General features: G+C 55.6%; 28 protein-coding genes. 5 read left to right on the top strand and 23 right to left on the bottom strand.

Annotated elements, in window-relative coordinates; genetic code table 11:
- Positions 1-13: 13 nt before the first annotated feature.
- From L0Y14_RS16230 to L0Y14_RS16300, 16 genes are all read right to left on the bottom strand, one after another.
- Positions 14-1,585, bottom strand: a complete 1,572-nt coding sequence (locus L0Y14_RS16230; protein WP_005958863.1) for a hypothetical protein — start codon at positions 1,583-1,585, stop codon at positions 14-16.
- A gap of 24 nt (positions 1,586-1,609) precedes the next feature.
- The gene (locus L0Y14_RS16235; protein WP_005958861.1) at positions 1,610-1,939 is read right to left on the bottom strand and encodes a hypothetical protein; all 330 of its coding nucleotides are present in this window, start codon (positions 1,937-1,939) and stop codon (positions 1,610-1,612) included.
- A 28-nt stretch (positions 1,940-1,967) separates the two neighbouring features.
- A complete protein-coding gene (glmS, locus tag L0Y14_RS16240) occupies positions 1,968-3,800 on the bottom strand; it encodes a glutamine--fructose-6-phosphate transaminase (isomerizing) (RefSeq protein WP_005958859.1) in 1,833 nt (610 codons plus the stop codon).
- A gap of 20 nt (positions 3,801-3,820) precedes the next feature.
- A complete protein-coding gene (glmU, locus tag L0Y14_RS16245) occupies positions 3,821-5,188 on the bottom strand; it encodes a bifunctional UDP-N-acetylglucosamine diphosphorylase/glucosamine-1-phosphate N-acetyltransferase GlmU (RefSeq protein ID WP_006474999.1) in 1,368 nt (455 codons plus the stop codon).
- A gap of 326 nt (positions 5,189-5,514) precedes the next feature.
- Positions 5,515-6,003 carry an FKBP-type peptidyl-prolyl cis-trans isomerase gene (locus L0Y14_RS16250; protein ID WP_005958855.1) on the bottom strand — a complete coding sequence of 163 codons (489 nt, stop codon included), beginning with the start codon at positions 6,001-6,003 and terminating at the stop codon, positions 5,515-5,517.
- 66 nt (positions 6,004-6,069) lie between these two features.
- Entirely contained in the window at positions 6,070-6,492 is a 423-nt protein-coding gene (locus L0Y14_RS16255) for a F0F1 ATP synthase subunit epsilon (RefSeq protein ID WP_005958852.1), read from the bottom strand.
- Positions 6,493-6,513: 21 nt separating this feature from the next.
- Positions 6,514-7,890, bottom strand: coding sequence for a F0F1 ATP synthase subunit beta (gene atpD, locus L0Y14_RS16260; RefSeq protein WP_005958850.1), 1,377 nt, complete (start codon positions 7,888-7,890; stop codon positions 6,514-6,516).
- 71 nt (positions 7,891-7,961) lie between these two features.
- Positions 7,962-8,822 (bottom strand): F0F1 ATP synthase subunit gamma, encoded by an 861-nt coding sequence (atpG, locus tag L0Y14_RS16265; RefSeq protein WP_005958849.1) that lies wholly within the window; start codon positions 8,820-8,822, stop codon positions 7,962-7,964.
- Positions 8,823-8,864: 42 nt separating this feature from the next.
- Entirely contained in the window at positions 8,865-10,406 is a 1,542-nt protein-coding gene (gene atpA / locus L0Y14_RS16270) for a F0F1 ATP synthase subunit alpha (protein ID WP_006474998.1), read from the bottom strand.
- A 13-nt stretch (positions 10,407-10,419) separates the two neighbouring features.
- Positions 10,420-10,959 carry a F0F1 ATP synthase subunit delta gene (locus L0Y14_RS16275; RefSeq protein WP_005958845.1) on the bottom strand — a complete coding sequence of 180 codons (540 nt, stop codon included), beginning with the start codon at positions 10,957-10,959 and terminating at the stop codon, positions 10,420-10,422.
- A gap of 5 nt (positions 10,960-10,964) precedes the next feature.
- The gene (locus L0Y14_RS16280; RefSeq protein ID WP_005958842.1) at positions 10,965-11,435 is read right to left on the bottom strand and encodes a F0F1 ATP synthase subunit B; all 471 of its coding nucleotides are present in this window, start codon (positions 11,433-11,435) and stop codon (positions 10,965-10,967) included.
- A gap of 55 nt (positions 11,436-11,490) precedes the next feature.
- Positions 11,491-11,724, bottom strand: a complete 234-nt coding sequence (gene atpE, locus L0Y14_RS16285) for a F0F1 ATP synthase subunit C (protein WP_005958839.1) — start codon at positions 11,722-11,724, stop codon at positions 11,491-11,493.
- A 48-nt stretch (positions 11,725-11,772) separates the two neighbouring features.
- Entirely contained in the window at positions 11,773-12,633 is an 861-nt protein-coding gene (gene atpB, locus L0Y14_RS16290; protein ID WP_005958837.1) for a F0F1 ATP synthase subunit A, read from the bottom strand.
- Positions 12,634-12,650: 17 nt separating this feature from the next.
- Positions 12,651-12,977 (bottom strand): ATP synthase subunit I, encoded by a 327-nt coding sequence (locus L0Y14_RS16745; RefSeq protein WP_138921863.1) that lies wholly within the window; start codon positions 12,975-12,977, stop codon positions 12,651-12,653.
- Between the two features lie 147 nt (positions 12,978-13,124).
- The gene (locus L0Y14_RS16295) at positions 13,125-14,015 is read right to left on the bottom strand and encodes a ParB/RepB/Spo0J family partition protein (RefSeq protein ID WP_005958835.1); all 891 of its coding nucleotides are present in this window, start codon (positions 14,013-14,015) and stop codon (positions 13,125-13,127) included.
- Between the two features lie 23 nt (positions 14,016-14,038).
- Entirely contained in the window at positions 14,039-14,818 is a 780-nt protein-coding gene (locus L0Y14_RS16300) for a ParA family protein (protein WP_005958833.1), read from the bottom strand.
- Between the two features lie 27 nt (positions 14,819-14,845).
- Between L0Y14_RS16300 and L0Y14_RS16305 the strand changes: the two genes are divergently transcribed.
- Both L0Y14_RS16305 and L0Y14_RS16310 read left to right on the top strand, forming a co-directional pair.
- Complete coding sequence (locus L0Y14_RS16305; protein WP_138921862.1) at positions 14,846-15,082, top strand: hypothetical protein; 237 nt, start codon at positions 14,846-14,848, stop codon at positions 15,080-15,082.
- 20 nt (positions 15,083-15,102) lie between these two features.
- Positions 15,103-15,465 carry a hypothetical protein gene (locus tag L0Y14_RS16310; protein WP_039959538.1) on the top strand — a complete coding sequence of 121 codons (363 nt, stop codon included), beginning with the start codon at positions 15,103-15,105 and terminating at the stop codon, positions 15,463-15,465.
- A 24-nt stretch (positions 15,466-15,489) separates the two neighbouring features.
- On the opposite strand, the gene rsmG is transcribed toward L0Y14_RS16310, so the two are convergent.
- Entirely contained in the window at positions 15,490-16,131 is a 642-nt protein-coding gene (rsmG, locus tag L0Y14_RS16315) for a 16S rRNA (guanine(527)-N(7))-methyltransferase RsmG (protein WP_005958829.1), read from the bottom strand.
- Complete coding sequence (mnmG, locus tag L0Y14_RS16320) at positions 16,131-18,005, bottom strand: tRNA uridine-5-carboxymethylaminomethyl(34) synthesis enzyme MnmG (RefSeq protein ID WP_005958827.1); 1,875 nt, start codon at positions 18,003-18,005, stop codon at positions 16,131-16,133. Before mnmG ends, rsmG begins: the two co-directional genes overlap by 1 nt.
- 673 nt (positions 18,006-18,678) lie before the next feature.
- Here mnmG and L0Y14_RS16325 point away from each other — a divergent pair.
- From L0Y14_RS16325 to L0Y14_RS16335, 3 genes are read left to right on the top strand one after another with little or no spacing between them, the layout of a single operon-like run.
- Positions 18,679-19,590 carry an AAA family ATPase gene (locus L0Y14_RS16325; protein ID WP_005958825.1) on the top strand — a complete coding sequence of 304 codons (912 nt, stop codon included), beginning with the start codon at positions 18,679-18,681 and terminating at the stop codon, positions 19,588-19,590.
- 3 nt (positions 19,591-19,593) lie between these two features.
- A complete protein-coding gene (locus L0Y14_RS16330; RefSeq protein ID WP_005958824.1) occupies positions 19,594-20,550 on the top strand; it encodes a DUF58 domain-containing protein in 957 nt (318 codons plus the stop codon).
- Entirely contained in the window at positions 20,547-22,538 is a 1,992-nt protein-coding gene (locus tag L0Y14_RS16335; RefSeq protein ID WP_005958822.1) for a transglutaminase TgpA family protein, read from the top strand. Before L0Y14_RS16330 ends, L0Y14_RS16335 begins: the two co-directional genes overlap by 4 nt.
- Here the strand turns inward: L0Y14_RS16335 and mnmE are convergent, their stop codons facing one another.
- Genes mnmE through rpmH form a run of 5 tightly spaced genes read right to left on the bottom strand, consistent with a single transcriptional unit; the run spans position 22,539 to position 26,287 of the window.
- A complete protein-coding gene (gene mnmE, locus L0Y14_RS16340) occupies positions 22,539-23,888 on the bottom strand; it encodes a tRNA uridine-5-carboxymethylaminomethyl(34) synthesis GTPase MnmE (protein ID WP_006474995.1) in 1,350 nt (449 codons plus the stop codon).
- A 19-nt stretch (positions 23,889-23,907) separates the two neighbouring features.
- The gene (yidC, locus tag L0Y14_RS16345; protein WP_039959545.1) at positions 23,908-25,560 is read right to left on the bottom strand and encodes a membrane protein insertase YidC; all 1,653 of its coding nucleotides are present in this window, start codon (positions 25,558-25,560) and stop codon (positions 23,908-23,910) included.
- Complete coding sequence (gene yidD, locus L0Y14_RS16350) at positions 25,553-25,789, bottom strand: membrane protein insertion efficiency factor YidD (RefSeq protein WP_006474993.1); 237 nt, start codon at positions 25,787-25,789, stop codon at positions 25,553-25,555. Before yidD ends, yidC begins: the two co-directional genes overlap by 8 nt.
- Positions 25,765-26,172, bottom strand: coding sequence for a ribonuclease P protein component (gene rnpA / locus L0Y14_RS16355; RefSeq protein WP_005958816.1), 408 nt, complete (start codon positions 26,170-26,172; stop codon positions 25,765-25,767). Before rnpA ends, yidD begins: the two co-directional genes overlap by 25 nt.
- Positions 26,153-26,287, bottom strand: coding sequence for a 50S ribosomal protein L34 (gene rpmH / locus L0Y14_RS16360; protein ID WP_081417680.1), 135 nt, complete (start codon positions 26,285-26,287; stop codon positions 26,153-26,155). Before rpmH ends, rnpA begins: the two co-directional genes overlap by 20 nt.
- Between the last annotated feature and the right edge of the window lie 270 nt (positions 26,288-26,557).

A 26,557-nucleotide genomic window follows, 5' to 3' on the forward strand; every position in this document is an offset into this window, starting at 1 on the left:
GCAAGCTGAGATATCATCGGTATCGATAAGCAATCACGGTGAAGCCACCGGGAATAGAGTAGCGAAACTGCTCGTCCTGTCTAGCCAAACGAATGCGTGGATCGGGCAGGTAGCGGGCCTGGCTATAGTCTCCACTCAAAACCTCCTCGCGATTTTCCAGGTGACCATCCCGTACTAGCAGGTAGTCTACCTGCTGCTGTTGCAGATACTCCTGCAGTCGCCCCGGCAGCCGATAATTAAAAAAGTAGTCGTGGCTATTCGCCAACCCATCCAGATTAATCACCTGATGTCTGGAGAAAAAACCGATGGCGCCCGCATCGAAGGTGGCGGCCCGCACGCTCTCATCACCAAGCCGGTCCAGCTGTTTGGCTAGCTGCATTAGATGGTATGAGGTCGACTGGCGCTTCCAGCCAGTCCATGCGAGAAAGGCGCTGTTAGCACTTGTACCGATCAAGGCACATAACAATAACAGTATCAGCCGACCACTTCGCCCGTTGAGGCGAACCCTCTCAATCTTTATCAATCCTGCCAATTGCACAAGCAGATAGGCTGCAGCTGCAAACGGCATGGCGAGATACCAGTGAAAAAAGTTCGAAGCATAAAAAGCCAGATAGAGGCCATAGAGCAGCAGCGCCAAGCTCGTCAGCAGAAACGTTATCGCATCGGCTCTATTGCTATTGAGCCGCACCCTATTAACAAAAAACAGGGCGAGCAAAGCCAAGAAAAACGGCGAGATCGTCAACACTTGCAGCGCAACCTTCCCACCTCCTGTCACTGCATTCCAGGAGATTGAGAAGGGAATGAAATAGTGCTGCTTGACCAGGCCACTGATCGGAACCATATGGCCTGTGGTTGCATAGTTAAAAGTCAGATAAGCAAACCCGACCAGCAATGGCAGCAGCAGCACTTCGACAACCATTTTCCGGCTCGCATAACCACCATTGGATTGCCAATGGCTCAGCCCGTACCAGCCAAGCCCTGCGATAAATACCGCCAGCGGGATCACCATATCCAAACGGGCCAGCATCAGCAGTGTGATGACTCCACTCAGCAGCAGGTTGCGGCGGCGATCTTCAAATTCGGCTTGCTGCGCCTTCAACCAGGCATGCACAAACAGCAGAAAGCAGAGCAGCACCAGGCTCGCCTCCATTCCTGCACTCATCCAGAAATAGAGCAGGTAGACGGGCAACATTAGCAGCAGGAGTAGCAGGCTGCGCAGCATACTCGGGAACCGCGCCAAGAACTGCATCATCAAGATAATGCTCAGCGCAATAAACAGGGTATTCAGCAGAAACAGGCCTTGCATCAGGGCTGCTTTGCCCGTCAGCAGATCAGTCAGTGTTACCAGCAGGAAAAACAGCGGATGAAAGCCGTTGGTAGGATTTAGTCCATCGAAGGTGGGAAAACCGCGTAGAAGCAACTGGTCTGCCGTCTGCAGATAGTAGAAGGCATCATCCGGAAAGAAATTCACCAGTTGTTGTGCTTGCGCAAGCAAGGCGAATAGCACAAACGGCGACAACATGACGAACAGCAGCAGGACATCGCCAGGGTGCGGAAGGGCTTTGACGGGATTAGTGGAAAACATCGAGCTGGGGCTCAGCCCGCCGCATCACACGACTTTGAACCCAGCTTCCGCGGTCGACTTGTCAATCTCCAGCCTCAGCTCACAATAGCCGTTCGCCTCTAGCGGATCGTCGCCACAACTGCAGCCGCCGACGATCTCGGTGAAAAAGACGCCCAGCATGACACGGATGGCGCCTTCCGCTTCACTGAAGTTCAGCACTGTCACAGAGATGTTGCTGTCGTCGACCAGACCACCCTGCGAGATCCCATTTTCCAGCGGCAGCGAACCACTGCTAAGGCTCTCGAGCTCAGCCTTGAGGATCTGTGAAAAGCGCTCAGCCCCCCAAGCCTGGAGGGCATTGGGTAGTGTTACCATGCTGCAGCGTAAGCTCGTTCTGTCCCGTTCACTCCACAGTCACCGATTTCGCTAGGTTGCGAGGCTGGTCCACATCGGTGCCCTTAAGTACTGCCACGTGGTAGGCCAGCAACTGCAAGGGTACGGTGAAGACTATCGGCTGGATCAAACCATCAGAATGCGGCACCTTGATCACGGTCACGCCCGGTTCTGATTCAATCTCGAGACGCTCGTCGGCAAAGATGAACAGTTCACCACCACGGGCACGCACCTCTTCCAGATTCGATTTAAGTTTCTCCACCAGCTGATTGTTGGGTGCCACCGCGATTACCGGCATCTCATTGTCGATCAGTGCCAGCGGGCCATGTTTCAGCTCACCGGCCGGGTAGGCCTCGGCATGGATATAGGAGATCTCCTTCAGCTTCAGCGCGCCCTCCATCGCCACCGGATACTGGTCGCCACGACCGAGGAACAGGGCATGGTTCTTGTCGGTGAAGCGCTCTGCCAGCGCCTTGATCTCCTCATCCAGCTCCAGCACCGACTCGAGCTTGCCGGGCAGGCTGCGCATCGCCTCGACCCGACCGGCCTCGGCTTTCTCATCCATGCCGTTGTAGCGCCCCAGCACTGAGACCAGAAACAGCAGCGCCACCAGCTGGGTGGTAAAGGCCTTGGTTGAGGCGACACCGATCTCCGGTCCCGCGTGGGTCAGCAGAGACAGATCTGACTCGCGCACCAACGAGCTCTCCGGCACATTACAGATCGACAGAGATTTGGCGTAGCCCAGCTCCTTCGACAATTTCAGGGCCGCCAGGGTATCTGCCGTCTCACCCGACTGGGAGATGGTGACAAACAGGCAATCCTTCGGCACATAGTGTTTTCGATAGCGGTACTCGCTGGCCACCTCCACGTTGCAGGGCAGGCCGGTGAGGGATTCAAACCAGTAGCGGGAGATCAAACCGGCATGGTACGAGGTGCCGCAGGCGACAATCTGCACCGCCTTCACCTCGCTCAGCAGCGCCTCAGCGCCCAGTCCGAAGCTGCTTGGCAATACCTTTGTGCTGGTGATTCGGCCTTCCAAGGTGTCGGCGATCGCACGAGGCTGCTCATAGATCTCCTTCATCATGTAGTGGCGGAACTCACCGCGCTCCACCGCATCGGCAGACAGCCCCGACTCTTTGATCGGCCGCTCGACCCGCTTACCGTCCTTGTCGTAGATGTTGACACCAAGACGGGTCAGCTCTGCAATGTCACCCTCTTCGAGGAAGATGAACTTCTGGGTCACCGGCAGCAGCGCAAACACATCTGAGGCGATGAAGTTTTCACCGATGCCGAGGCCGATCACCAGCGGGCTGCCGTGGCGGGTGGTGATCAGGCGCCCTGGATCAGCGGTGTTGATCACGCCGAGGGCATAGGCACCATCCAGCAGTCTTGTGGTGTTGCGCACTGCATCGAGCAGGTCGACGCCCTGCTCCAGTTCGTTATAGATGGCATGGACGATGACCTCAGTATCGGTGTCGGAGCTAAACCTGTGGCCCTGCTGCGTTTGTGATTGGCGCAACGCCTCATGATTTTCGATGATGCCGTTGTGCACCAGTGCCACCCGTCCCTTGCAGACGTGCGGATGGGCATTACACACCGAGGGCTCGCCATGGGTGGCCCAACGGGTGTGGGCGATACCAAGCTTGCCTGGCAACGGCTCCTGCTCAAGGATCTGCTCCAGCTCCCGCACCTTGCCAAGCGCCCGGTGACGGGTAATAGCGTCCGTCTCACTGATAACCGCCAGACCGGCCGAGTCATAACCCCGGTATTCGAGTCGTTTCAGGCCCTCCAGCAGGATAGGGGCCACATCGCGCTGGGCGACAGCACCAACAATGCCACACATTGAGATCTACTCCGTGAATCTTATTTGCTATTTTTTTCCGGACGCTTCCAGCCTGCCACCGTGATCTGCTTGGCTCGGCTCAGGGTCAGGGTGCTCGATGGTGCATCTCGGGTAACGGTGGAACCTGCGCCAATGGTCGCGCCTTCGCCGATGATCACCGGCGCCACCAGCTGTGAGTCTGAGCCGATGAAGGCGTTGTCACCGATTACTGTCTGATGTTTGTTGGCGCCATCATAGTTACAGGTGATGGTGCCAGCACCAACATTCACCTTGCTGCCGATGATGCTGTCGCCGATATAACTCAGGTGGTTGATCTTGCTGCCCGAGCCGACCTCAGATTTCTTCACCTCGACGAAGTTGCCGACATGCACCGAATCGGCCAGACGGGTCTCGGGGCGAATCCTGGCAAACGGGCCGATACGGGAGTTGACACCAATCTCTGCATCTTCGATCACGCAATTGGCGTTGATCTGCACACCCTCGGCGATCTTTGAATTTTTGATCAGCACATTTGGACCTACGGTGACACCGTCACCCAGCTCCACCTCGCCCTCGAAGATGGCATTGCAGTCGATAAAGACATCCTTGCCGGCCTTTAGTTCGCCGCGGATATCGATGCGCGCAGGATCGGCTATGGTCACACCAGACTGCATCAGCTTTTCGGCAAGTTCGCGCTGATAGTAGCGCTCCAGGTGGGATAGTTGCACTCGATCGTTGACGCCCATCACCTCTTCCTCACTGTTTGGGTTGACCGTGAACACATCGACGCCATCGTTAACGGCCAGCTCGATGACATCGGTCAGATAATACTCTTTCTGTGCGTTGTCGTTTTCGATCTCCCTCAGCCAGCCATTCAGACGAGCCCGATTGAGCGCCATGATGCCGGTGTTGATCTCAGCGATCTCCAACTCATCCTGACTGGCATCTTTCTGCTCGACAATCCGCACCACCTTGCCATGATTGTCGCGCACTATCCGCCCATAACCACTCGGGTCGTTAAGGGAAACCGTCAGCAGCACCAGATCCGTCTGCGAAAGATGCTCCACCATATTCCGGATGGTCATAGTGTCGATCAACGGCACATCACCATAGAGGATCAGTACTGCATCCAGATCGGCTAGCTGGGACTCCGCTTGCATTACCGCATGTCCTGTACCCAGCAGTTCGCGCTGCTCACACCAAGCAAGGGGGTAATGCTGCAGCGCTGTGCGCACCTGCTCTCCACCATGGCCGTAGATAATAGTGGTCTGCTCAGGTTCGAGCTGTTGCGCCGCTTTGACCACATGCTCCAGCAGTGGCTGGCCTGCCAGTTTGTGTAGAACCTTCGGTAGGTTCGAGCGCATACGCGTACCCTGACCAGCGGCGAGGATCAGAACTCCAAGTTTCATGAAGGCTCCGGAAAAATGGGCTCGGGGAGTAACGAAAAAAGCGGGAGATTGAAGCGCACCTTCACCATCACATCAGTTTGTTCGGTCGAGATTGGTTTTAAATTGCATATCTGCAAAAGCGAATTCTGGTTGCCGCTTGACCTATCTCATCCATTCCCTGAATGGTCCAAGAGAGGGAGAGTCATCTGCTGCCCGACCATCTTGATGGGCCTTTGGGCGCGCCTCCACTGGCGAAGGAGTATAGCGGGAGCGCAGGATGAGCGCACCCCCGGAAGGAGAATCGTGCTGCACCGATTGCACAATCGTGAACCGGTGCTAAAAAGGGATCAGTTGAGGGTGGTTGATTGGCCCGGTATACCGATAGACTGGGCATCCTCACGAGTTGCGTCGCGCACCTCGAGAATCTTCACCTTCACCAGCAGCCGCTTGCCGGCCAGCGGATGGTTACCGTCTACGGTCAGTTTGCCGTCCTCGATCTTGGTGACGAAGAAACTCTTAGTCTCACCCTCCGAGTTCTGCATCTGCACCTCTGCTCCCAGTTTGCGAAACTCCGGTGGCACGTTTTCCAGATCATCGGTGAATGTCAGGGTCGGATCGTGATCACCAAAACCATCTTTGGGTTCGATTGTTAATTTGACTTCATCACCTTCGGAGCGACCGGCCACCGCCTTATCCATACCACCGATGAGTTCGGTCTCTCCTCCATGGATATAGGTGACCGGCAGGTCGCTCTGTTCGAGTACGTTGCCCTCGGTATCCGAAATGGAGTAGGTGAGGGAGACAAACTTTCCCGTCTTAATGCTTTCTTTTGTCATAGCAGAAACTAAACAAGGGGCTGCTGGTTCAGCAGCCCCTTCTCCATTTGGGGTTAAAACGTTGATCTAGACGCTAGTGCTTTTACGAATTCGCTCGATTGCCCGTAATTGCGCAACCGCCTCCGCAAGTTCTGACTGCGCTTTCGCATATTCAAATTCAGCAGACTTGTCCTGCATCGCCTCTTCAGCGCGCTTTTTCGCCTCCTGGACGGCGGCTTCATCAAGGTCGTGGGCACGAATTGCGGTATCCGCCAACACGGTGACCACATGGGGTTGCACCTCAAGGATGCCCCCAGAGACGTAAAAATGCTGCATCTCATCAGCAGACATAACACGCACCTCACCTGGTTTGAGGCGAGTGACCAGCGGGGTGTGACGGGGGGCGATGCCCACTTCGCCCATCACTGCGGGGGCGTAGACCATCTCGGCAAGGCCTGAGTAGATCTCACCCTCCGCGCTGACGATATCGACATGTATGGTCATGGCCATAGCTTTACACTCCCGTCGGAATCAGACGTCGCCACCACGCTCGGCAGCTTCCTCGATCGATCCGACCATGTAGAAGGCCTGCTCCGGCAGATGATCGTACTCACCGGCAACGATCGCCTTGAAGCCAGCGATGGTATCTTTCAGGCTGACATACTTACCCGGGCTACCGGTGAACACCTCGGCCACAAAGAAGGGCTGGGAGAGGAAGCGCTGAATCTTACGCGCGCGCTGTACTACCAGTTTGTCCTCTTCGGAGAGCTCGTCCATACCGAGAATGGCGATGATATCCTTTAGCTCCTTGTAGCGCTGCAAGGTACCCTGAACGGCACGTGCGGTATCGTAATGCTCCTGACCGATGACGTTAGGATCGAGGATACGTGAGGTGGAGTCCAGCGGGTCCACGGCAGGGTAAATACCCAACTCGGCAACCTGACGGGAGAGCACCAGGGTCGCATCCAGATGAGCGAAGGTGGTGGCGGGGGAGGGGTCAGTCAGATCATCCGCCGGTACGTATACGGCCTGGAAGGAGGTGATGGAGCCGGTCTTAGTAGAAGTGATGCGCTCCTGCAACGTACCCATCTCTTCCGCCAGAGTCGGCTGGTAACCCACCGCGGAAGGCATACGGCCTAACAGTGCAGATACCTCGGTACCCGCCAGGGTGTAACGGTAGATATTGTCGACAAACATTAACACGTCACGCCCTTCGTCACGGAAGTTCTCCGCGATGGTCAGACCGGTCAGCGCAACACGCAGACGGTTGCCGGGCGGCTCGTTCATCTGGCCGTAGACCAGGGCCACCTTGTCGAGTACGCCACCTTCATGCATCTCGTGGTAGAAGTCGTTACCCTCACGGGTACGCTCACCAACACCGGCGAATACGGAGAAGCCGGAGTGTTCGACCGCGATATTGCGGATCAACTCCATCAGGGTAACCGTCTTGCCCACACCCGCACCGCCGAACAGACCCACCTTACCACCTTTGGAGATCGGCATGATCAGGTCGATAACCTTGATACCGGTCTCGAGGATCTCGGTAGTTGATGCCTGATCTTCAAACTTGGGCGGTAAACGATGGATCGGCATGCGACTGTCGCACTTGACCTCGCCTGCCTCATCTACCGGGTTACCAAGCACATCCATGATGCGGCCTAGAGTCCCCTGCCCAACGGGGACAGTGATCGGTGCGCCAGTCGATTCGACCTCAACGTTACGCTTCAGGCCATCGGTAGAACCCATGGCAATGGTACGCACCACCCCGTCACCCAGCTGTTGCTGAACTTCCAGAGTGAGGTTGGCTTCGTTGATCTTCAGTGCCTCGTAGACCTTCGGCATCTCACCAGTGGGGAATTGTACATCCACCACGGCGCCGATGATTTCAACCACTTTGCCCGAACTCATTTCTGGTTCCTCTTGCCGCTCCAGGCGACTCTCTAAAGTTTAAAACTAAATTCTTTTTACTGTGCGGGAGATCAAACCGCTGCAGCACCACCGACGATTTCAGAGATTTCCTGGGTAATCGCTGCCTGGCGCGCCTTGTTGTAGATCAGCTGCAACTCATTGATCAGATCACCGGCGTTGTCCGAAGCTGCCTTCATCGCCACCATCCGCGCAGACTGTTCACAGGCGCCATTCTCCACCACTGCCTGGTAGACCAGGGATTCAACATAGCGACTCAGCAGATTGTCGAGCACATCCTTGGAATCCGGCTCGTAGATGTAGTCCCAGTGGTGTTTCAACTCATCCTCTGTCTCCGCAGCAATCGGCACCAGCTGCTCGATCGACGGATCCTGGGTCATGGTGTTGACAAAGCGATTGTATGCCACGTAGATGCGATCGATCTCGCCCGCCTCATAGGCATCCAGCATCACCTTCACGGTACCGATGAGATCTTCAAGATGGGGCACATCACCCAGCTGGGTCGCCTGACTGCGCACATTTCCACCGAAGCGGCCGAAGAAACCAGCGGCCTTGCTGCCGATGATGCAGAAGTCTATCTCAACCTCCTCCTCACGCTGTGCCGATATCTCTTTCAACAGTCTCCGGAACAGGTTGCTGTTAAGACCACCACACAGCCCACGATCGGAGGAGATGATGATATACCCGACCCGTTTGACCTCACGCTCCTTCATAAATGAGTGGCGGTATTCCGGATGAGCATGGAATAGATGGCCGATAACATTACGCATCTTCTCCGCATAAGGTCGGGTCGCATCCATCCGGTTCTGGGCCTTACGCATCTTTGAGGCCGCTACCATCTCCATCGCGCTGGTAATCTTGCGCGTGTTTTTGATACTGGCGATCTGGGTGCGTATCTCTTTAGCGCCTGCCATATCTAAATAACCCTAATTAGGTCGAACTAACGATTATCGCAGTTACCAGGTGTGGTTTGCCTTGAAATCATCCAGCGCACTCTTCAGCGCCTGCTCAATCTCAGGGTTGTAGTCACCGGACTCATCGATCTTATCCAGGAGCGCTTTCTGGCTGCTCCTCATGTAGCCATGCAGTGCCGCTTCGAAGTCGACAATCTTGCTGGTCTCAACATCGTCCAGGAAGCCTTCGTTGGCCGCGAACAGGGAAACCGCCATCTCTGCGATGCTCAGTGGGGAGTACTGTTTCTGCTTCATCAGCTCGGTGACGCGGGCTCCGCGCTCCAGCTGGGCCCGGGTTGCCTCGTCTAGATCGGAGGCAAACTGGGAGAAAGCCGCCAGTTCACGATACTGGGCCAAGGCTAGACGCACACCACCGCCGAGCTTCTTGATGATCTTGGTCTGCGCCGAGCCACCCACACGGGAAACCGACAGGCCGGCGTTGATCGCCGGGCGGATACCGGAGTTGAACAGATCCGCCTCAAGGAAGATCTGGCCATCGGTGATGGATATCACGTTGGTCGGTACGAAAGCGGATACGTCACCAGCCTGGGTCTCGATGATCGGCAGCGCAGTCAGGGAGCCGGTCTTGCCTTTGACTTTACCGTTAGTGGCCTTTTCAACGAAATCGGCATTGACCCGCGCCGCGCGTTCTAGCAGACGGGAGTGCAGATAGAACACATCGCCAGGATAGGCTTCACGACCTGGTGGACGACGCAGCAGCAAAGAAACCTGGCGATAAGCCCAAGCCTGCTTGGTCAGATCATCGTAAACGATCAGCGCATCTTCGCCCTTGTCGCGAAAGTACTCGCCCATGGTGCAGCCGGCGTAGGGGGCCAGGAACTGCATCGCGGCGGAGTCGGCAGCGGGGGCGGCGACAATGATGGTGTGTTCCAGCGCGCCATGCTCCTCCAGCTTTCGCACCACCTGCGCGATAGTCGAATTTTTCTGCCCAACCGCCACGTAGATACACTTAACGCCGGTGCCTTTCTGATTGATGATGGCGTCGATAGCCACCGCAGACTTGCCGGTCTGGCGGTCACCAATAATCAGCTCACGCTGGCCACGACCAATCGGCACCATGGCGTCGATCGCCTTAATACCGGTCTGCACCGGCTGGTCAACCGACTTACGCTCGATAACGCCAGGAGCCACCTTTTCGATGGTGGCGCTAGCGGATGCCTTGATCTCGCCCTTACCGTCAAGCGGGTTACCCAGGGAGTCCACCACGCGCCCCAGCAGGCCTTCACCTACCGGCACCTCGAGAACGCGACCTGTGCATTTGACTGAATCACCTTCAGAGAGGTGCTTGTAGTCACCCAGCACCACAGCACCCACGGAGTCGCGCTCCAGGTTGAGGGCCAGGCCATAGGTGTTGCCCGGGAATTCCAGCATCTCATAGGACATCACGTCCTCGAGGCCATGAATTCGGGCGATACCGTCGGTGAGACTGATGATCGTGCCCTCGTTACGGGCCTCGGTCTTGAGATCGAATTTCTCGATCTTATTTTTGATCAGTTCGCTGATCTCGGATGGATTGAGTTGCATGATGGCTTCTCGCTTAGATTCCCAATTCGTTCGCCAGTTGCTGCAGTTGCCCGCGCACTGAGCCGTCGATGACCAGATCACCTGCGCGGATGTGGACTCCGCCAATCAGTTCCGGGTCTTTCTCGCTGGTGACGGTGACGTCGCGCCCGAGCTTGGCTTTGAGGGCTGCGGCTATCTGCTTTTCCTGGGCCGGCTTAAGCACGTATGCAGAACGTACATGCACTTTCAGCATGCGCTGGCTCTCGGCCTTCAGCTGCTCAAACATGGCCGTAATTTCCGGCACCACAAGCAGGCGGCCATTCTCGACCAGCAGCTTCACCAAATTTGCGCCCTCTTCGTTGAGCCGGCCACCGCTGATCTCCAACATTAGGTCGGTGAGCTGTGCACGCTCAAACATCGGGTCACGGATAACAGCTGCCAGGGTGGGCTCTTCCACCACAGCGGTAAGGAAAGAGAGCATGTCGGACCAGAGGTCGAGGTTACCCTTCTCTTCTGCGTGATCGAACACCGCCTCAGCGTAGGGTCGGGCGATTGTGCTAGCGTCTCCTGCCATAGCCTTTATATCTCTTTAGCCAGGGCTTCAACGATGTCCTTATGGGCATCAGCGTTGATCTCTTTGCGCAGGATCTTCTCCGCACCAGCCACCGCCAGTTCGGCAACCTTTTCCCGCAACTGCTCACGGGCACGGTTGGTCTCCTGCTCGATCTCCGCCTGTGCCGCGGTCAGGATACGATCACCTTCGATGCGCGCATTTTCTTTCGCCTCGTCGACGATCTCGGCAGCACGCTTTTGCGCCTGGGTGACGATTTCAGCCGCCTGGCTCTTGGCTTCGTGTAGCGCACCCTTGGCACGTTCCTGAGCAAGCTCCTGCTCGTGCTGACCACGCTCAGCGGCGGCAAGGCCGCTGGCAATCTCTTTCTTGCGGGCATCGAGTGCGCCCATCATCGGGGTCCACACGTATTTCATCGTGAACCACACAAACACCATGAAAGAGATGAGCTGACCAAATAGAGTCAGATTGATGTTCATCCCGGAATTACCTCGGTTGTGACGAGAGGATATTCCGTTCGACAGTCAGCCCAGATTACCCGGCAACCGCGAACAGTACGTACATGGCCAGACCCACAGCGATCATGGGCACGGCATCAACCAGACCCATCACGATGAAGAACTGGGTACGCAGCATGGGAATAAGTTCGGGCTGACGAGCCGCACCCTCGAGAAAGCGGCCACCGAGTACGCCGATGCCTACAGCGGCACCCAGAGCACCCAGGCCCATCATTATTGCGCCGGCAATGTACAGCAGTGCTTGTTCCATTTTGGTCTCCCGTTTATCGAATCAAATAATGGAAATATTGAAAAGAAATCAGTGTTCGTTATGCGCCATATCTAGATAGACAATGGTCAGGGTCATAAAGATGAACGCCTGCAGCGTGATGATCAGGATATGGAAGATAGCCCAGCCAAGTTGCAGTGCACCGCCAAACAGGCCGAACATAACGCCAGCATTGTACATAATGGCAATGAGGATGAAGATCATCTCACCAGCGTACATGTTACCGAAGAGTCGCAGTGCGAGAGAGATCGGCTTGGCGATCAGGCTGACAAATTCGAGGATGAAGTTGATCGGGATGAACAGCGCATTGACGGCTGGATTCTTCGACGAGAAGGGTTGTAGCGTCAGTTCACCGACAAAACCGCCAACCCCTTTAATCTTGATGGTGTAGAAGATCACCAGAGTGAAGACGCCGATAGCCATACCAAAAGTGGCATTGGGATCGGTCGATGGCACAACTTTCATAAAGTGGATGCCGAGCAGATTGGTGAACCAGGGGATCAGATCTACCGGCACCAGATCCATCAGATTCTGCAGAAAGATCCAGACAAAGATTGTCAGCGCCAGCGGCGCAACCATGTCGTTCTTCGAACGAAAGGAGCCGCGTACGCTAGTGTCGATAAACTCGACTATCCATTCAACAAAGTTCTGCAGTCCACCGGGAATACCGGCGGTCGCTGCATCGGCTGCTTTTTTGAAAAAGTAGAGGAAGAGCACACCCAAGCCGATCGACCAGAACATGGTATCCAGATGAATCGCCCAGAAGCCCATCTCCTTGGCCTCTGCTGCGCTGTGGGCAATGCCCCAGGAACCATCAGCATGCTGACCATAGGTCAGATTGGTCAGATGGTGTTTGATGTACTCACCAGAAGTCAGGGTTTCGCCTGCCATGTTCTTTTTAACCTTGGCTACACGTGATCAGAAAATGTTAACACCAAAAGGGGGATCAGCACCTGTACGAATAGGTATGCCCCGAGCACTACAGCGATATTCAGAGGATCAACCAAAATGACCGCGGCCGCGAACATCATCCCCGTCAAGAGGAGTTTCTGTAACTCTGTTCCATATATCCGGGCGAGTATCTTACTCGATTCTTGTGCGCGGTAGTGCACAAAAATCCTACTCGCTGAGAAGGCGTTCGCAAACGTGGCGATTAAGCCACCTGTCAATGCTGACCAAGCATGGACTTTTCCAAACAGAAATAGTACCAGCGCCAGCAACAGAGAGAACCCCATCTGTATCAGGATGATCCTGCGTATCTGGCTATTATCACCGATAGTCCGCACTCCAGACCCCGGCCCTCTCCAGCCACATCGCAAAGTGGCGTGGACTATAGGGGCTTCAGAATATACTGTCAAATATCATGAAATATCATGATAAATCTATTTAATATGCGCCAGAATGCCTTCCAGCTCATCCAGGCTATTGTAGGCAATGACTAGCTTGCCCTTGCCTTTGGCGCTCTGCTTGATATCAACCTTCGCCCCCAATCGCTCGGTCAGATCATTCAGCAGACGCTTCACATTCGGGTCCTGCTCAGCAGCGATCGGCTTGGCAGGTTTTTCACCCTGCTCCTGCAACTTGCGCACAAGCCGCTCAGTCTCTCTCACGGTAAGCCCGCGGGAGACCACCAGCTGGCCGGCCTCGCTCTGCTGTTCACCCTTTAATCCTAACAGCGCCCGTGCATGGCCCATCTCGATCCGGCCCGTTTCAACCAGAGCTTTTACGTCCTCTTTAAGGTCCAGCAGGCGCAACAGGTTGGTAACAGTGGTGCGAGATTTGCCCACCGCCTTAGCCACCTCTTGGTGGGTCAGATCGAACTCCAGCAGTAGCCGGCTCAGGGCATTTGCCTCCTCTAGCGGATTGAGGTCTTCACGCTGGATATTCTCGATCAGGCCGATCGCCATCGCCGCCTGTTCGGTGACCTCTTTGATCACCACCGGGATCTCATCCAGCCCAGCCTGTTGCGAGGCGCGCCAGCGGCGCTCGCCCGCGATCAACTCATAGCGCCCACTCTCCACCGGACGCACCACCACCGGCTGAATCACCCCCTGGGCAGCGATAGAATCGGCTAGTTCACGCAGACTGTCGGGATCAAACTCCCGGCGTGGCTGGTAACGGCCCCGCTGGATCAGATCGAGCGGCAGTCGCTGCAGGTTCTCGATAACGCTGGTTGAGTCCGCGGAAGCTGTCGAGCCGTTGTCTCCAAGCGGAGTCATGCCGCCGAGAAGTGCGTCGAGCCCTCTGCCTAGGCCGCGTTTTTTTGTCACCATCGATCTATCCGTTTCGGGGAAGGTTATGCACTTACCGCCACATGGTGGCGCCCCAGCAGCTCGGCAGCCAGCGCTAGATAGGCCCTCGCGCCGCGGGAGGCGCTATCATAACGCAAAACCGGCTTACCATGACTCGGCGCTTCGGCCACCCGCACGTTGCGCGGGATGATGGTCTCGAAAACGCTTGAGCTGAAATGACCTGTAAGCTGGTTCGATACATCCACCGCAAGATTGTTGCGCGGATCGTGCATGGTGCGCACTATCCCTTCGATACGTAGATCGTGGTTGAGATGCTCCTGAATCTGGTTCACCGTGCCCATCAGCGCCGACAAACCTTCCAATGCGTAGTATTCAGTCTGGATCGGGATCAGTACCCCGTCGGCTGCCACCAACGCATTCACCGTGAGCATATTCAGCGAGGGCGGGCAGTCGATGATGATGAAATCGTAATTCTCCTGGGTACTGGATAACGCCAACCGTAGCCGTTTTTCTCTGAGCGTGGCGCTCATCAGGCCAACCTCTGCTGCAGTCAAATCCCCATTCGCGGGTAACACATCAAAGCCCGAATCGGGAGCCGCCAGCACCGCTTCATTTAGCTTGGCGTCCCCCAGCAACACATCACAGCTCGATTTCTTCAGCTGATGTTTATCTATCCCACAACCCATGCTGGCATTGCCCTGGGGATCCAGGTCGATCAGCAACACCCGCTTGTTATAGCTGGCCAGGCCTGCCGCGAGATTGACCGCAGTGGTCGTCTTGCCAACGCCACCTTTTTGGTTTGCGATGGTGATTACATGGCCCATTTTGGTTGCTCACTCGATGGAAAGGGATTGAACGACAAGGCGGCTAATGATAACGGCAGGGGAGCGAATGTGGTACCTGCCACCAGCAGTCAATCGGGAAAAACTGCCGATTCTCTCGAAAATATCGCCACAAACACCTATCCAGAACAGTTTTTCATCTATAAAACATCCCAAAACGAAATAGATTCTCAAAGCGCTAAGCCTTCAACTATACCAGTCGATCTGGCGGTGCATGCCACTTTATTGAGGATCCAGCCGCAATGAGAAAGCCCGCCTGTAGGTCCATGTTGATCGCTGTTCTGCTGCTGCTCACCGGCCCTGGCATACTATTGGCCGATGTGCCGACAGCTCAGATATTCAACTCACCGACATCTGAGCAGATGATGTTGCTGCGGATATCGAGCCTGTTGCACTCAGACTCAAACCAACCAGCAGGCGCTTCAAGCTCGTTCCTCTCCATGACTCAGACAACGCCCGCCAACTTTAGCCTGGACCAGACGGAGTCCAATCCCGCGGTTCGAGGCTTTCTGCTCTTTTCGCTGATCTCTACCATAATCTTGCTGCTCTACCGGCGCTGGCATCAATTCAGCCGAGACGAGAACTCCACTGCCACTCACTCCACACTGCGTGGCAGACGTTCCTCCTGAGCAACGGGATCATCCCGATTTATTTCATTCGAATCGTATCCGCACGATCGATCCCGCCTCTGTGGAGATCGTCTGTGGTAGCCGGATCAGCTCAGGCTCGATACCAGCTGGCAGCGTCGCCAGCTCCTGTTGCAGATTCTTCCCCTTCATCGCCAACAGGCTGCTTCCCGGCTGCACCAGATGTTCAATCAGTTTGAGCATATTGGCGAGACCAGTGAAGGCGCGGGAGATCAACAGATCAAACGGTTCAACCGGCTGATAGGCCTCGAGCCTGGCCTGAACCGGTTCCACATTCTGCAGCCCCAACTCCATCATCGCCTGGCGCACAAAACGAATCTTTTTACCGTTGCTATCCAGCAGCACGAACTGGGTCTGGGGCAGGCAGATCGCCAGCGGGATGCCCGGCAAACCCGCACCTGTGCCCATATCCAGCACCCGTTTGCCCTCTACATAGGGGAGCAATGAGAGGCTGTCGAGCAGATGTCTGTCGATCATCTCCAGCGGATCCCGAACTGCGGTAAGGTTAAATGCCTGATTCCACTTATGCAGCAAGGCATGATAGTGAAGTAACTGATCACTTACATGTTGATCCTGTTGCATGCCGAGTGCTGCAATCCCTTGCGCCAGCTGCTGGGCGTAGCGTTGTTCGCGCTTTTTCCAAGGCATCAGGCGGATCTCCGCTTCAGATGGATTAGTAGCAGCGAGAGCGCCGCCGGGGTGATGCCGGGTATGCGCCCTGCCTGGCCAAGGGTCTCGGGGCGATGGCGCTGGAACTTCTCTCGCACCTCGGCGGAGAGGCCACGCACCTTATCGTAGTCAAAATCGTGCGGTAGCTGCACCGCCTCGTTGTTACGTTGGCGCTCAATCTCATCCCGCTGGCGCTCGATATAGCCGGCATATTTGGCCTGGATCTCCAGCTGTTCACAGACCTGTGGATCCACCACTGCAGGGCCCAGACCGGGCAAATCCATCAGATCAGCATAGCGCACCTCTGGCCGTGCTAGCAGATCAAGCAGGCGGACCTCCCTTGACAATCGCTGCCCCAGCGCCCGCTCCTCTTGCTGCGGATCGAGCCGGTTTGGGTGCAACCAGAGTTCACGCAGACGCTGCTGCTCCCGTTCCAGCAACTCCCTTTTGCGGCAGAAAGTGGCCCAGCGGTGATCGTCAACCAGGCCCAGCTTTCGCCCCTGCTCGGTGAGACGCAGATCCGCGTTGTCCTCGCGCAGCAATAGACGATACTCGGCGCGGCTGGTGAACATGCGGTAGGGCTCACTGGTACCGCGGGTGATCAGGTCATCCACCAGTACCCCAAGATAAGCCTCATCCCTGCGTGGGCACCAGGCCTCCTGTTGTCTGAAAGAGAGCACCGCGTTTGCCCCGGCCAGCAGCCCTTGGGCGGCGGCCTCTTCGTAACCGGTGGTGCCGTTGATCTGACCGGCGAAAAAGAGCCCGGCTATATGGTTGGTCTCGAGCGAGCTCTTTAGCTCCCGCGGGTCGAAAAAATCATACTCGATAGCATAGCCAGGCCGAGTGATGTGGGCCTTGGCAAACCCCTTCATTGAGCGCACCAGCTGTAGTTGCACGTCAAACGGTAGACTGGTGGAGATACCGTTGGGGTAGACCTCGTGGGTATCAAGCCCTTCAGGTTCGATGAAGATCTGGTGCGAATCCTTGTCGGCAAAGCGCACCACCTTGTCTTCGATCGATGGGCAGTAGCGCGGGCCGGTCCCTTCGATCACTCCGGTGAAGAGCGGCGAACGCGACATACCGCCACGGATCAGCTCATGGGTTTGTGCGTTGGTGTGGGCGATGTGGCAGCTGATCTGAGGAGGGTGTTGGTCTGCGGTGCCAAGAAATGAAAAGACAGGCGTCGGATGGTCGCCTGGCTGCTCCTTTAGCTGGCTGTAGTCAATAGTACGACCATCGATGCGCGGTGGCGTGCCGGTCTTGAGACGCTCCACTGTGAAGGGCTGTTCACGCAGTCGCTGGGCAAGGGCATTGGCAGGCGGATCGCCTGCGCGTCCGCCCTGGTGGTTGGAAAGACCAATGTGGATGCGGCCGCTAAGGAAGGTACCGACGGTCAGCACCACCGCGCGACTACGAAACTTGAGTCCCATCTGGGTGGTTACACCAACTACCCGGTTCTGCTCCACCAACAGGTCATCCACTGCCTGCTGAAATAGCTGCAGATTGGGCTGGTTCTCCAACGTATGACGGATTGCCGCCTTATAACGCAACCGATCCGCTTGGGCGCGGGTCGCGCGTACTGCCGGCCCCTTGCGTGAGTTGAGGATGCGAAACTGGATACCACCCAGATCGGTGGCATGGGCCATCACGCCGCCTAAGGCATCGACCTCCTTCACCAGATGCCCCTTGCCGATGCCGCCGATAGCCGGATTGCAACTCATCTGTCCCAGGGTCTCGATATTGTGGGTCAGCAGCAGGGTACGTGCGCCCATACGGGCTGCAGCCAGTGCGGCTTCAGTACCGGCATGACCGCCACCCACTACAATGACATCAAAGGTCTCGGTGAAGAACATTTTGCATGATCAGAATCTGAAAAGAGAGGGCTATTTTAGCAGTCTCACCAAGCACTACAGCAATACAAAGGGGAACCGAGGGAAATGGCTTCCGATAGGCAGGTGAGATTCTACTCGGTAAGCATGGCGGGATCTGCCTTGAACTCTGTCGTTTGCACTCTAAAGGCCATTTGCTGATCGAAGATATCTCAAGCTGAGGAAGAGGCCTTGGCACATTAGTTCGCTAGGGAAATTTTTGGTGTTACAACCCATAAGTTCGAACAAGCGTAATTATAAAAGGTATTTGTATAGGCATTATTGTTGTTATAAGGCAGGGCAACTATTGTGGATAACTAATTAACTTATTGTTGTATATTGGTTTTTTCACCTAAATCCCTTACGACAACAAGTTATGATCACTAGGATGTTTCGTTTATAAAATGTGAATAACTTTTGTTTAATCTTCCGCCAATAGGATATCCACAGTAACTTGAAGGGGTTCTTAATAGGTTTGCACAGACATCCACGAGTTGTTGAAGACTGTGCAATGGTTAAGGACTCACTCAGTCTGGTAGAGAGAATGAGAGAGGCAGGGGTGTGGTCTCTCTGTTGGTGGATTGAGTGATGCATCGGCTGATGCAGTCAGCTACAGACGTGAAAATATCTGTAGCTTGGCAATGGAGAATGGAGAGAAATGGCAGCTGAACTGCAAAGCATTATCGAACATGCAGGTGAGATTCTGCTCGGTAAGCGCGACAGGATCCGCCTCGCGATCTGCTGCCTGCTGGCCCGGGGGCATCTGCTAATCGAGGATATCCCCGGCGTCGGCAAGACCACTCTGGCCCACACCCTGGCCCATCTGCTGGGTATGCACTATCAGCGCATCCAGTTCACTAGTGATCTGTTGCCGGCGGATATCCTTGGGGTCTCTGTATATGATCGCCAGCGAAGTGATTTTGTCTTCCATCCCGGTCCGATCTTCTCCCAGCTGGTGCTGGCTGATGAGATCAATCGCGCCACACCCAAGGCGCAGAGTGCCCTGCTGGAGGCGATGGAGGAACGCCAGGTAACGGTGGAGGGTGAGACCCGTGCTCTACCGCAGCCATTTTTTGTCATCGCTACCCAGAACCCCTCACACCAGATCGGCACCTTCCCGCTGCCGGAGTCACAGCTCGACCGCTTCACCATGCGCATCGGCATCGGTTATCCCGATCGCGCTGCTGAGCGGCAGCTGCTGAGCGGGATTGATCGGCGTAGCCTGCTGGAGCGAAGCCAGCCTCTGCTGTCGCCCGAACAGCTAGAGGCGTATCAACAGCAAGTTGCATCGATCCATATCTCCGAGGCGCTGCTCGACTACTGCCAGAATCTGCTCGCCTACAGTCGCAGTGCCGAGCCCTTTCGTCAGGGGCTATCGCCCCGGGCCGGCCTTGCGATGCTGCAGACGGCACGGGCCTGGGCGATGCTTGAGGGGAGGAACCATGTGCTGCCGGAAGATCTACAGGCGGTGCTGCCGGCCACCATCGGTCATCGTCTCTTCCTGACCGGTGAGGAGGAGGGCGATGGTGGCGCTGTCTCGCTGCTGCTCGAGTCGGTGGCAGTAGATTGAGCGATGTTCCACTCGCTTAAAGCCTATTGGCGCGTTCATATCCGCCGTTCGGCCAGACCACAATCTGATGGCTCTTTTCAGGTTGGCTTGCGCAACATCTACATTCTACCCAGTCGGGAGGGGCTGGTGATGGCGTTGCTGTTGCTGCTGATGCTGATCGGCTCGGTCAACTACGGCAGCAATCTGGGCTATCTGGCGACCTTCTTCCTCGGTGGGATATGGATCGTTAGCCTGTTTCATACCTGGCGCAACCTGTTCCAGCTGAAGATTCTCTCCGTCCGTGGCGGGCCGGTCTTTGCCGGTAACATGGCACGCTTTGAGCTGTTAATCCAAAATCCGGATAGCAATCCCCACCCGGCGGTGAGACTGGGCCTCAAATTGGGGCCACAGCAGGCCGCTACTATCGATGCTGCCAGCGACTACACTTATGCAATTGATCTGCCGGCGCCGCAGCGCGGTCGGCTCAAGCTGCCCGAACTGACTCTCTCCAGCCTCTATCCACTCGGACTCTTCTATGCTTGGTGTTATCTGCCGCTCGATGCAGCCTGCATCGTCTATCCGAAGCCCGCCGGACAGGGTGAACCCTCCGCTCTGCATCTGCTGAAACGAGAGGGCAGGGGCCCACAGGGGCAGGGGGTTGATGACTTCATCGGACACCGACGCTATCAGCCTGGCGACCCGCCCGCTCGCATCGACTGGAAGGTGCATGCGCGTGATAAGGGGATGCAGAGCAAACGCTTTGCTGGCAGCCAGGGGGGTGGTGACTACCTGTTTGACTGGGATCGGCTTGAGGCGATGGATATCGAGGTACGCCTCAGCCTGCTGACCCGCTATCTTCTATGGTGCGAAAAGCGCCAGCTCAACTACGGTTTGTGCCTGCCCGGCTTTTACTCGCCGATAGGGCGGGGTGAGCAGCAGCTGCAGCGCTGTCTCACCGCACTGGCAGATTTTCCAGGATGATACGCTCTCAACCCCTGCAGCGGGTGATCGGCTCACGCAGTCTGCTGGCGCTGCTGCTGCTCTCCACACTCAGTGCACTGCCCCATGCACGCCATATGGAGGTGGCTGTCAGCCTCTTTTTTATCGTCATCGTGCTGTGGCGTTTCGCTGCGCACTCCTACGCCAGGCTGCAGCCTGGCCGCTTCCTGCTGTTGATTATCACCATCTTTGGAACCTGGCTGGTCTACAGCAACTATCAGACTCTGCTCGGTCGGGAGGCCGGGGTTGCACTACTCTGTGTGATGCTTGGCTTGAAGCTGATGGAGATGAAACAGGGTAGGGACATCTATGTGGCAGTCTATATCAGCTTTTTTGTCATCATTACTCAGTTCATCTACGATCAGAGCTTTCTGCTCGCCGCCTACCTGTTTCTGTTGATGTTGGGGCTGATTGCGATCCTGAATCTGAGCAACCGGCTACAGTCGGATGAGGATATCTGGCAGATTGTTCGTACTACGCTACGGCTTGCCTTGCAGGCGCTACCGCTGGCGCTGTTGCTATTTCTACTCTTTCCCCGCGTCAGCACCCCCCTGTGGCAGTTCTTTGTCGATAAATCGGGCGGTGTAACCGGGCTCGATGAGCATGTTAGCCCCGGTAGTGTCAGCCGCCTGAGTCAGTCCCAGGCAATCGCCTTTCGGGCCCACTTCGACGGTGAACTGCCCGCCGCCAAGTCGCGCTACTGGCGGGCGTTGGTGCTCTGGGATAGCGATGGGATCAGCTGGCACAATCAACAGAGCAAGCATCGCCCCCTCGCCAAGGGTGTTATTCAACCCCTGGCCCCAGCCATCGATTACGAGGTGTTTGTCGAGCCCCACTATCGCAAGTGGCTGTTTGCTCTCGACCTCCCTGCACTCGCCCCCAGCGGTGCACGCCTGACGGAGACATTTCAGCTGGTTGCCGATAAAGCAGTCGATCGAGAGATCAACTATCGCCTTAGCTCCTATCTCGACTACAAAACCTCCCCGTTGAAAGAACATCAGCTCGCACGGGCATTGCAACAGCCCGACAACATTACTCCGCGCATGTCACAGCTGGTGGCAGACTGGCGCAAGCTGGCTGGGGATGATCGACAGTTGATTGCTGCGGCCCTCGAATTCTTTCATAGCAGACCCTTTGTCTACACTCTCAATCCACCCCTCTACGGAGAAAACCCTACGGATCAGTTTCTGTTTGAGGGACGCCAGGGATTTTGTGAACACTACGCCAGTAGCTTCGCTCTACTGATGCGCATCGCGGGGATACCGAGCCGGCTGGTAATCGGCTATCTCGGTGGGGAGTACAATCCGGTCGGCAACTATCTGATCCTGCGCCAGTCCGACGCCCACGCCTGGGTAGAGGTCTGGCTGGCGGATAGTGGTTGGGTGCGGATCGATCCAACCACAGCGGTTGCTCCGGAGCGTCTCCTCAGCTCTATCTCAACCGCCAGGCGGGGTATTGGCGAACCGGTGTTATTTCGTATCTCTGAACAGAGTCTGCTGGGCCAGTTGGGCAACCGGCTGGTACTGGCGTTGGACGCGGCTAACATGGGCTGGCGACGCTGGGTGGTGGGCTACAGTCGTGCGCGTCAGTTCAATCTGATGCGTTCTCTGGGCATTGAGCTCAGGGGCATGCGCCAGTGGATGCAGCTGCTGCTTGCTGTGATGGCAATTGTGCTGGCGACACTTGCGCTGTTCATTATTACCCGGGGCCGTGCAGGCAGCGACCCTGTGCTGAAGGCTTATCAGCGTTTCTGTAGAAAGCTTCAGCGTGTGGGTATCCATCGACTGCGCAATGAGGGACCGCTCGATCTTGCGAAACGGATTGCCCAGCAGCGACCGGAGCTGGCCAGCCAGACGATGGAGATAATCCGTCTCTATATCGCTTTGCGCTATCAACCGCATACGCGAGACACCTCAAACGCACGCTTTTTCCAGCAGGTGCGGCGTTTCCATCCAGGCCGCGAGCGTTGACTATTTGCCGATGCAGAAGCTGGAAAAGATCCGGCCCAACAGGTCGTCGGCACAAAATTCACCGGTGATCTCGTTCAATGCCTGCTGGGCCTGACGCAGCTCTTCGGCGAGGATCTCTCCAGCGGTAAATTGCTTGAACTGCTGGTTGCCCCGCTCCAAGGCTGTGGCGGCGCGCTGCAGTGCATCCAGGTGGCGGCGCCGCGCCATGAACTCACCCTCACTCGATTCGCCAAATCCGACACTCTGCTTCAGATGCTGCCGGAGCAGCTCCATACCGGCACCACTTTTTGCTGAGAGTGCCAGTTCGGTGATCCCATTATTGCTCTTTATCGATGGAGCGAGTTCTGTTAGATCGATTTTGTTGCGTACCAGGGTTAGCGGTACGCCGGCTGGCAGGGTAGCGCGGTCGAGCTCAAGATGTTGAGGGTCGGTCTGATGGTCAAAGATCCAGAGGATCCGGTCGGCCTGCTCGATCTCCTGACGGGCGCGGCGAATGCCTTCGATCTCTACCGGATCTTCACTGTCGCGGATGCCTGCAGTGTCGATGATGTGGAGCGGCAGGCCATCGATCTGGATCTGTTCACGGAGTAGGTCACGGGTGGTACCTGGAATATCGGTGACGATTGCCCGCTCCTCCCCCGACAACTGGTTCAGCAGACTCGATTTACCAGCGTTGGGGCGGCCGGCGATCACCAGGGTCATGCCGTCACGCAGCAGGCGTCCAGTATTGGCCGACTGGATTAACTGCGCCAGCTGCTCGGTGAGGGTTTTGAGATCGTTTGCAACCCGGCCATCGGAGAGAAAATCGATCTCCTCTTCCGGGAAGTCGATGGCCGATTCGACATAGATTCGTAATTCGATCAGTTGTTCCACTAAGGCGTGGACACGCTCAGAGAAGACACCTTGTAGGGTGCGGCCTGCCAGCCGTGCAGCCGATACAGTACGTGCTTCGATTAGGTCGGCCACTGCCTCAGCCTGGGCCAGATCGATCTTTCCATTGAGAAAGGCGCGCTCGGTAAACTCACCAGCGCGTGCCGGGCGTATGCCTAGATCGAGGATGCGCTGCAGGAGCAGGTCGAGGATCACCGCACCGCCGTGGGCCTGAAACTCAAGCACATCCTCGCCAGTGAAGGAGTGGGGGGCGGGAAAATAGAGCAGGATGCCGGTATCGATTACCGAACCGTCCTGATCATGGAAGGGACGGTAGCTGGCAAGACGAGGTTGCGGCAGTTTGCCTGCCAGGGCCTCGGCAACCCGTTTGCAGTCTGCTCCTGAGACGCGCACGATGCCGACCCCACCACTACCGGGTGGGGTGGCAACCGCTGCAATGGTGTCTCGCGGTTGCATCATGATGATGCAACTGGACGAGTTAACTTCCGCCCTGTTCGATCTTGCGTGTGATGTACCACTGCTGGGTGATCGAGACAATGTTGTTCACCACCCAGTAGAGCACTAGTCCGGCCGGGAAGAAGGCAAAAAAGATGGTGAAGATGAAAGGCAGGCTCATCATAATTTTCGCCTGCATCGGGTCAGGTGGCGCCGGGTTGAGTTTCTGCTGGATGAACATGGAGACACCCATGATCAGCGGCAGCACGAAGTAGGGGTCTTTGGCTGAGAGGTTATCGATCCACAGCATGAAGGGTGCGTGGCGCATCTCGACACTCTCCAGCAGTACCCAGTAGAGGGCGATAAACACAGGGATCTGCACCACGATAGGCAGACAGCCTCCTAGTGGATTGACCTTCTCTGTCTTGTAGAGGTCCATCATTGCCTGGTTGAGGCGCTGCTTATCATCACCGTAGCGGTCCTTCAGGGCCTGCAATCGTGGCGTCAACTTGCGCATATTCGCCATCGATTTGTAGCTGGTCTCTGAAAGTTTGTAGAAGATCGCCTTGATAAGGATAGTTAGAATAATTATCGCCCAGCCCCAGTTACCCACCACCTGGTGGATCTGCTTCAGCACCCAGTGAATCGGTACGGCGATCACTGTCAACCAACCGTAGTCGACAGTCAGTTCCAAGCCTTTTGCGATGGGCTCCAGCACATCCTGAAGTTTGGGACCGACAAACAGTTTTCTGTCAAATGACCGAGTCTCTCCCGCAGCAACAGTTGTGGAAGGCGAATAGCTTCCGAGCAGATACCGTCCGCCGGGCAAGCTATTACTATAGAAATGCTCGATTTGTTCTGCCGGTGGGATCCATGCACTAACGAAATAGTGCTGAATCATCGCAGTCCAGCTTTCTGCTGAGTCTAGGTTGAGGCTCTTTTCAGCCATTTCCTCGAAAGTGATCTTGCTGTATTTATCATCAATCGTGTAGTAAACACCGCCAGTGTAGCTGTAGGTGGTAAATCTGCTGCCTTCAGTCGGCTCAGTGCGTTGCAGTTGCGAGTAGTCCCTGGCTGTCCAGGACTCCTCTCCGCCATTTACCACCTGATGCCTAACATCAATAAGATAGCTTCCACGATGAAAGATAAACTCCTTCTTTACGGTAATGCCGTTCGGACCACTCCAGAGCATGGAAACCTTTAGCTCATCTTCTCCCTCAGTTAACTTGAAGGATTGCTGGTCGATCTTATAAATAGCATCGTGATTCGGTGCGCTTTCAGGGTTAACACCGAGCAGGCCGGACTGGGCTATATAGAAGGTATCCGCTGCAGGCGAGAAGAGTTGAACCTTCACATCGGGTTTTTTGTTGTCTACTGCATAATCGAGTAGCTCTAACCGCTGAATTGTTCCGCCACGTGTTGAGATTTCCGCTTTAACAAGGTCAGTCTCTACATAGACAATATCTGCCACTGTTGATCCAGCCTGATCATCGCTCGATGTTGTCGCAGATAATTCGGCTTTTACTGATGCAGTGGGAACTCCAGAATCGTCCAAGGTGGCTGAGGGTACCGATTCTGTGGTGCGTGGAATCGACTCTACGGTAGGTTTTGCCCCATAATCGTCCATCCAGGCCTGATAGATCATCAATCCCAAAAACGCAGCAATGAAAGACAGGAAAAGTCTTTTGTTATCCATGGAACTTCTTATTAACTGATTCAGGAACGGGATCGACACCACCTTCATGCCAAGGATGGCATCGTGATATCCGCTTAATAGAGAGCCATAAACCGTACAAGGTGCCATGTTTTTGCACAGCTTCAACGGCGTATGAGGAGCAACTGGGGTAAAAACGACAATGATTGCCGAGAAACGGACTTAAAGCAACCTGGTAGATGCGAATCAGAAAGGTGATGATTGACCGCATTTCTCTATCAATACTCGCCAGTGCTTCGAAAGTGACACAAAATAGCGGCGATTCCTTGTCTCTGGTATGAAGCGCTTGTTAAGTACAACGATATCCATGCCCGATAAGAGAGTCTGACTCTCCCGAAAACTCTCTCTTATAAGCCGCTTTAGATGGTTTCTGTCAACTGCACGACGACATCTCTTCTTTGAGATCGCTAAGCCAAGCCGTGCACGCCCCAAGCCGTTATTCCTTGCAAGGACGGTAAAATAGACGTCTGCAGATCTTTTGCCACTACTAAAAACCCGGCGAAAATCACCGGGCTTTAGCAGTCTGCAATTGCGTGGCAGCGCCAACAAAACAGTCGACGAAGCTGAATCTGCTTCAAGGGATAAGACGAGCACGTCCCTTGGAGCGACGAGCCTTTATTACTTTACGGCCGTTTTGCGTAGCCATTCGCGTACGAAAACCATGGGTACGGACGCGTTTCAGGTTGCTAGGTTGAAATGTACGTTTCATCACACTGTTCCAGCGTTAATTATGAGCCTCCACCCAACAACGAGCAGAGAAAAAAGAGGCGCAGCCTACATGGCATTGAGCGTAGTTGTCAAGGTGAAATCCATGCTCTAATGACTGAGTTATGAGTAAACTGTGGATAACTTCTGTATCTGTGGTTAAAAATCTACGGTATACTTCAAAGAACATCTTTCTGCCAAACGATGTAACGTACTGAAATACAAGAACAACCTAAGTTACTACATCATCGGCTGTACATTTCGGAGCTACAAC

This window comes from Candidatus Endoriftia persephonae, assembly GCF_023733635.1.
Taxonomy (GTDB): domain Bacteria; phylum Pseudomonadota; class Gammaproteobacteria; order Chromatiales; family Chromatiaceae; genus Endoriftia; species Endoriftia persephonae.

Excerpts from the sequence above, each read along its gene's own strand:
- atpE (WP_005958839.1), bottom strand. The coding sequence starts at position 11,724 with ATGGAACAAGCACTGCTGTACATTGCCGGCGCAATAATGATGGGCCTG.
- yidD (WP_006474993.1), bottom strand. The coding sequence starts at position 25,789 with ATGCGGTCAATCATCACCTTTCTGATTCGCATCTACCAGGTTGCTTTA.
- rpmH (WP_081417680.1), bottom strand. The coding sequence starts at position 26,287 with ATGAAACGTACATTTCAACCTAGCAACCTGAAACGCGTCCGTACCCAT.
- L0Y14_RS16330 (WP_005958824.1), top strand. The coding sequence starts at position 19,594 with ATGTTCCACTCGCTTAAAGCCTATTGGCGCGTTCATATCCGCCGTTCG.
- L0Y14_RS16745 (WP_138921863.1), bottom strand. The coding sequence starts at position 12,977 with ATGGGGTTCTCTCTGTTGCTGGCGCTGGTACTATTTCTGTTTGGAAAA.
- glmS (WP_005958859.1), bottom strand. The coding sequence starts at position 3,800 with ATGTGTGGCATTGTTGGTGCTGTCGCCCAGCGCGATGTGGCCCCTATC.
- L0Y14_RS16280 (WP_005958842.1), bottom strand. The coding sequence starts at position 11,435 with ATGAACATCAATCTGACTCTATTTGGTCAGCTCATCTCTTTCATGGTG.
- atpD (WP_005958850.1), bottom strand. The coding sequence starts at position 7,890 with ATGAGTTCGGGCAAAGTGGTTGAAATCATCGGCGCCGTGGTGGATGTA.
- rsmG (WP_005958829.1), bottom strand. The coding sequence starts at position 16,131 with ATGCCTTGGAAAAAGCGCGAACAACGCTACGCCCAGCAGCTGGCGCAA.
- L0Y14_RS16250 (WP_005958855.1), bottom strand. The coding sequence starts at position 6,003 with ATGACAAAAGAAAGCATTAAGACGGGAAAGTTTGTCTCCCTCACCTAC.
- atpA (WP_006474998.1), bottom strand. The coding sequence starts at position 10,406 with ATGCAACTCAATCCATCCGAGATCAGCGAACTGATCAAAAATAAGATC.
- glmU (WP_006474999.1), bottom strand. The coding sequence starts at position 5,188 with ATGAAACTTGGAGTTCTGATCCTCGCCGCTGGTCAGGGTACGCGTATG.
- L0Y14_RS16310 (WP_039959538.1), top strand. The coding sequence starts at position 15,103 with ATGTTGATCGCTGTTCTGCTGCTGCTCACCGGCCCTGGCATACTATTG.
- atpG (WP_005958849.1), bottom strand. The coding sequence starts at position 8,822 with ATGGCAGGCGCTAAAGAGATACGCACCCAGATCGCCAGTATCAAAAAC.
- L0Y14_RS16235 (WP_005958861.1), bottom strand. The coding sequence starts at position 1,939 with ATGGTAACACTACCCAATGCCCTCCAGGCTTGGGGGGCTGAGCGCTTT.
- L0Y14_RS16300 (WP_005958833.1), bottom strand. The coding sequence starts at position 14,818 with ATGGGCCATGTAATCACCATCGCAAACCAAAAAGGTGGCGTTGGCAAG.
- mnmE (WP_006474995.1), bottom strand. The coding sequence starts at position 23,888 with ATGATGCAACCGCGAGACACCATTGCAGCGGTTGCCACCCCACCCGGT.
- L0Y14_RS16335 (WP_005958822.1), top strand. The coding sequence starts at position 20,547 with ATGATACGCTCTCAACCCCTGCAGCGGGTGATCGGCTCACGCAGTCTG.
- atpB (WP_005958837.1), bottom strand. The coding sequence starts at position 12,633 with ATGGCAGGCGAAACCCTGACTTCTGGTGAGTACATCAAACACCATCTG.
- yidC (WP_039959545.1), bottom strand. The coding sequence starts at position 25,560 with ATGGATAACAAAAGACTTTTCCTGTCTTTCATTGCTGCGTTTTTGGGA.
- L0Y14_RS16275 (WP_005958845.1), bottom strand. The coding sequence starts at position 10,959 with ATGGCAGGAGACGCTAGCACAATCGCCCGACCCTACGCTGAGGCGGTG.
- L0Y14_RS16255 (WP_005958852.1), bottom strand. The coding sequence starts at position 6,492 with ATGGCCATGACCATACATGTCGATATCGTCAGCGCGGAGGGTGAGATC.
- L0Y14_RS16295 (WP_005958835.1), bottom strand. The coding sequence starts at position 14,015 with ATGGTGACAAAAAAACGCGGCCTAGGCAGAGGGCTCGACGCACTTCTC.
- L0Y14_RS16325 (WP_005958825.1), top strand. The coding sequence starts at position 18,679 with ATGGCAGCTGAACTGCAAAGCATTATCGAACATGCAGGTGAGATTCTG.
- mnmG (WP_005958827.1), bottom strand. The coding sequence starts at position 18,005 with ATGTTCTTCACCGAGACCTTTGATGTCATTGTAGTGGGTGGCGGTCAT.
- L0Y14_RS16230 (WP_005958863.1), bottom strand. The coding sequence starts at position 1,585 with ATGTTTTCCACTAATCCCGTCAAAGCCCTTCCGCACCCTGGCGATGTC.